Annotated in this window: 4 protein-coding genes; 1 reads left to right on the top strand and 3 read right to left on the bottom strand. The window is 65.0% G+C overall.

Annotation, left to right across the window (positions count from 1 at the left end; genetic code table 11):
• Positions 1 to 42: 42 nt before the first annotated feature.
• Positions 43 to 903, bottom strand: a complete 861-nt coding sequence (locus VFA16_RS21945; RefSeq protein ID WP_324969861.1) for an SDR family oxidoreductase — start codon at positions 901 to 903, stop codon at positions 43 to 45.
• Between the two features lie 25 nt (positions 904 to 928).
• Positions 929 to 1,594, bottom strand: coding sequence for a TetR/AcrR family transcriptional regulator (locus tag VFA16_RS21940; protein ID WP_324969860.1), 666 nt, complete (start codon positions 1,592 to 1,594; stop codon positions 929 to 931).
• A 107-nt stretch (positions 1,595 to 1,701) separates the two neighbouring features.
• On the opposite strand from VFA16_RS21940, the gene VFA16_RS21935 reads away from it, so the two are divergent.
• Positions 1,702 to 3,180 (top strand): cytochrome P450, encoded by a 1,479-nt coding sequence (locus VFA16_RS21935; RefSeq protein ID WP_324969859.1) that lies wholly within the window; start codon positions 1,702 to 1,704, stop codon positions 3,178 to 3,180.
• A gap of 34 nt (positions 3,181 to 3,214) precedes the next feature.
• Here VFA16_RS21935 and VFA16_RS21930 read toward each other — a convergent pair.
• The coding region (locus tag VFA16_RS21930) for a homocitrate synthase (protein WP_324969858.1) at positions 3,215 to 3,583 on the bottom strand (369 nt) is incomplete at its 5' end.

Here is a 3,583-nt window from a genome sequence, read left to right as displayed (position 1 = left end):
CCCGCTGCGCCCGGCTTCGCCGCGCTTGCGATCGCCGACGGGTCAGCGCGGCAGTGCCGACGGCCGCAGCGCGCGGGTAAAGACCACGTTGACTTGACGCATCGCCACGCTGTAGGGCCACCACGCCACCCGTTTGAACGCATACAACGCCCGAATATCGGCGGACGTGTAGATCAGGAAGCGGTTTTTCGCGATGCCGGCCAGGATCTTTTCGGCCGCTTTCTCCGGCGACACGGCATGGCCGCTGAAGCGGTCCACCCAGCGCTTCACTCTGGGATCGTCGCGGTCTACCCCGGCGATTTCGACCGTGTTGACCAGCGGGGTGTTGACTGCCCCGGGCACCACCACAGACACGCCAATATGGTGGCGGGCCAGATCGAAGCGCAGCACCTCGGAAAGTCCGCGCAAGCCGTATTTGCTTGCGCTGTAGGCAGCATGCCAGGGCAACGCAACCAGCCCGGCCGCCGATGACACGTTGACCAGATGCCCGCCGCGGCCGGCCGCCATCATCGGCGGGATAAACGACTCGATCACGTGGATCGGACCCATCAGGTTGATCGCGACCAGCTTGCTCCACTGCTCATGGCTGAGCTGGTCGACCGTTCCCCACGCCGACACCCCTGCGATGTTCATCACGAGGTCCATGCTTTGCTGCCGGGTGTGAATGTCGGCGGCGAACGAGGCCACTTGGTGATAGTCGGCGACATCGAGCGAGCGGTGCTCGGGCACCTGCCCGCCGAGCGCGCGGGCGTCGGCCACCGTTTCGGCCAGACCGTCGGCGTTGCGGTCGGTCAGGTACAGCTCGGCGCCCTGCGCGGCGAGCCGCAACGCGGTCGCACGGCCGATGCCGCTGGCCGCGCCGGTGAGAAAACACCTCTTGCCCGCAAAGCTTGTCCGCGCCATGGCGGTAGACGATACCGGCGTAGTGCTAGTCGCCCGCCCGACCGCCCCACAAGGCATTGAGCCACAGCTGCTCAAGGACCCTGATGCCGCGCTGCACGTCGCGGTCAGCACCCAAAAACGTTGCGTCGCCGGAGAGCATCAGCGCGGTTGTCGCCGCCAAAGTGCGGACCAAGGCCGGGATATCGTCGCTGATCGGATGCGCGGTTCCGGCTTTGATCTCCTCGTCGACGACGCCGATGATTTGCGCGATCACCGAGTCGACCTGCTGATCGAGAATCTCGCGGATCTCGGCGTCGGTGTTGCGGGCGGCATTGCACGCCGACATCACCGGGTCGTTGTGGGCGTACACCTCGGCGGCGCTGCCGACCATCCGCTTGGCAAAAGCCGCCGGCGATTCGTCCGGCCCTCGGGGCGCGAAGTAGTGGGTGAGCTCTTCGAGCTCGTGTGTGGCTTCCGCCAGGATCTGGGCGAGCACCGCGTATTTGGAGTCGAAATAGAAGTAGAACCCGGACCGGGCAACACCGGCGCGGTCGCTGATCGTGCTGACCGACAGTTCTGCGAACGGCTTTTCCTCGAGCAGTTCACGCACCGCTTGCAGGATGGCCTGTCGCTGTTTATCGCCCCTCCGTTGTGGAGCCGACGCGCCCCGATTCCGGGCGTCGGCGGCGCGGGTGTCCTGCTGAGTGCTCACTCTTCGACCATGCACCACGGCGGCCCAAAAGAAAACTTGACAGCCGTCAAGTCTGGCCGAAAAGATGGATTGCAGTGACGGCTGCCACAATCGGGTAAGGAGCGTCGATGCCGACCATCAGCACCCCGCACTATCTCCTCGATCAGGCGAAGCGGCGGTTCACCCCGTCGATCACCAACTTCCCGGGCATGGGTGCCGTCGAACACAGGCTGCTGCGCACCGAGTTCCCGCAAAAGAAGCTTGCCGAGCCGCCCCCGGGCAGTGGGCTCAAGCCGGTCATGGGCGATGCGGGGCTGCCAATCCTCGGCCACATGATCGAGATGATGCGCGGAGGACCGGACTACTTGTTGCACCTGTACACCACGAAAGGCCCTCTGGTGTACGGGGATTCGCCATGGCTGCCAGCGGTGGCGGCACTGGGCCCTGATGCCATCCAGGCCATCTACTCGAACCGCAACAAGGACTACTCGCAGCAGGGCTGGGTCCCGGTGATCGGGCCGTTTTTCCGTCGGGGGTTGATGCTGCTGGACTTCGACGAGCACCTGTACCACCGACGGATCATGCAGGAGGCGTTCGTGCGCTCCCGGCTGGTCGGCTATGTCGAGCAGATGGACAAAGTCGTCTCGCAGGTGGTGGCCAACGACTGGGTCGTCAACGACGCGCGGTTTCTGCTGTATCCGGCGATGAAGGAACTGACGCTCGACATCGCCTCGATGGTGTTCATGGGCCACGAGCCGGGCACCGACAAGGAGCTGGTGACCAAGGTGAACAAGGCGTTCACGATCACCACCCGGGCCGGCAACGCGATCATCCGCACCAGCGTGCCGCCGTTCACCTGGTGGCGCGGCCTCAAGGCACGCGAACTGCTGGAGAACTACTTCCGCGAGCGAGTGAAGGAACAACGCGGCAAGGACGGCAACGACCTGCTGTCGGTGTTGTGCCACACCGAGGACGAGGACGGCAACAAGTTCTCCGACGAGGACATCGTCAACCACATGATCTTCCTGATGATGGCGGCCCACGACACCTCGACGTCGACGGCGACGACGATGGCTTACCACCTGGCCGCCCACCCTGACTGGCAGGAGCGCTGCCGCGACGAATCCGACCGCCTCGGCGACGCTCCACTGCACATCGAGGCGCTGGAAAAGCTCGAATCGCTGGACCTGGTGATGAACGAGTCGATCCGGATCGTCACGCCCGTGCAGTGGGCCATGCGGCGGACCGTGCGCGACACCGAACTGTTGGGCTACTACCTGCCCGAGGGCACCAATGTGATCGCCTACCCGGGAATGAATCACCGACTGGCGGAAATCTGGACCGACCCGCTGAAATTCGATCCGGACCGGTTCACCGAGCCACGCAACGAGCACAAGCGGCACCGCTATGCGTTCACGCCGTTCGGTGGCGGCGCGCACAAGTGCATCGGGATGGTGTTCGGCCAGTTAGAGATCAAGACGATCCTGCACCGGCTGCTGCGCCAGTACCGGCTGGAACTGCCCCGCCCGGGGTACAAGGCGAAGTGGGACTACGGCGGCATGCCGATTCCGATGGATGGCATGCCGATCGTGCTGCGGCCGCTCTAAGCGCGAACCGACGCAAAAGCGCCTAAAACGCATTTCAGGGGTGCTTTCGCGCCTGCTCGCCACAGGTCAACAGCCGGTTGGCGCACGCGATGACGGCTCGCAGCGCGGACTCGGTGGGAGCTTCGGCCCAGCCCATCGCCCACTCGGCGCGCATTCCGTTGCTACCGCAGATGAACGTTGCGGTGTGCTCGCCTGAGTGCATCTGGTGAAACCTCAGCATCTCCAGCCTGACGCCGTGCTCGTGCAGCATCGCGGTCAGCGCGGCCACCGGACCGCTTGCGGCCGCTGTCGAGGTGATGATGCGATCGCCGACCGCGATCACCGCACGAAAGTTGCGGCCCTGCGGACCCAGGCGGGTGGCGGGCCGCTGAGCGTCGAGGCAGGCCCAATGGCCCAATCGCAG

The organism is Mycobacterium sp., from assembly GCF_035653355.1.
Lineage (GTDB): Bacteria > Actinomycetota > Actinomycetes > Mycobacteriales > Mycobacteriaceae > Mycobacterium.
The sequence above is the reverse complement of the archived record's forward strand: the minus strand, read 5'-3'. Positions and strand labels throughout refer to the sequence as shown.

What these genes read in the sequence shown, in the direction of transcription:
- VFA16_RS21935 (WP_324969859.1), top strand. Translation starts at nt 1,702, where the DNA reads ATGCCGACCATCAGCACCCCGCACTATCTCCTCGATCAGGCGAAGCGG.
- VFA16_RS21945 (WP_324969861.1), bottom strand. Translation starts at nt 903, where the DNA reads ATGGCGCGGACAAGCTTTGCGGGCAAGAGGTGTTTTCTCACCGGCGCG.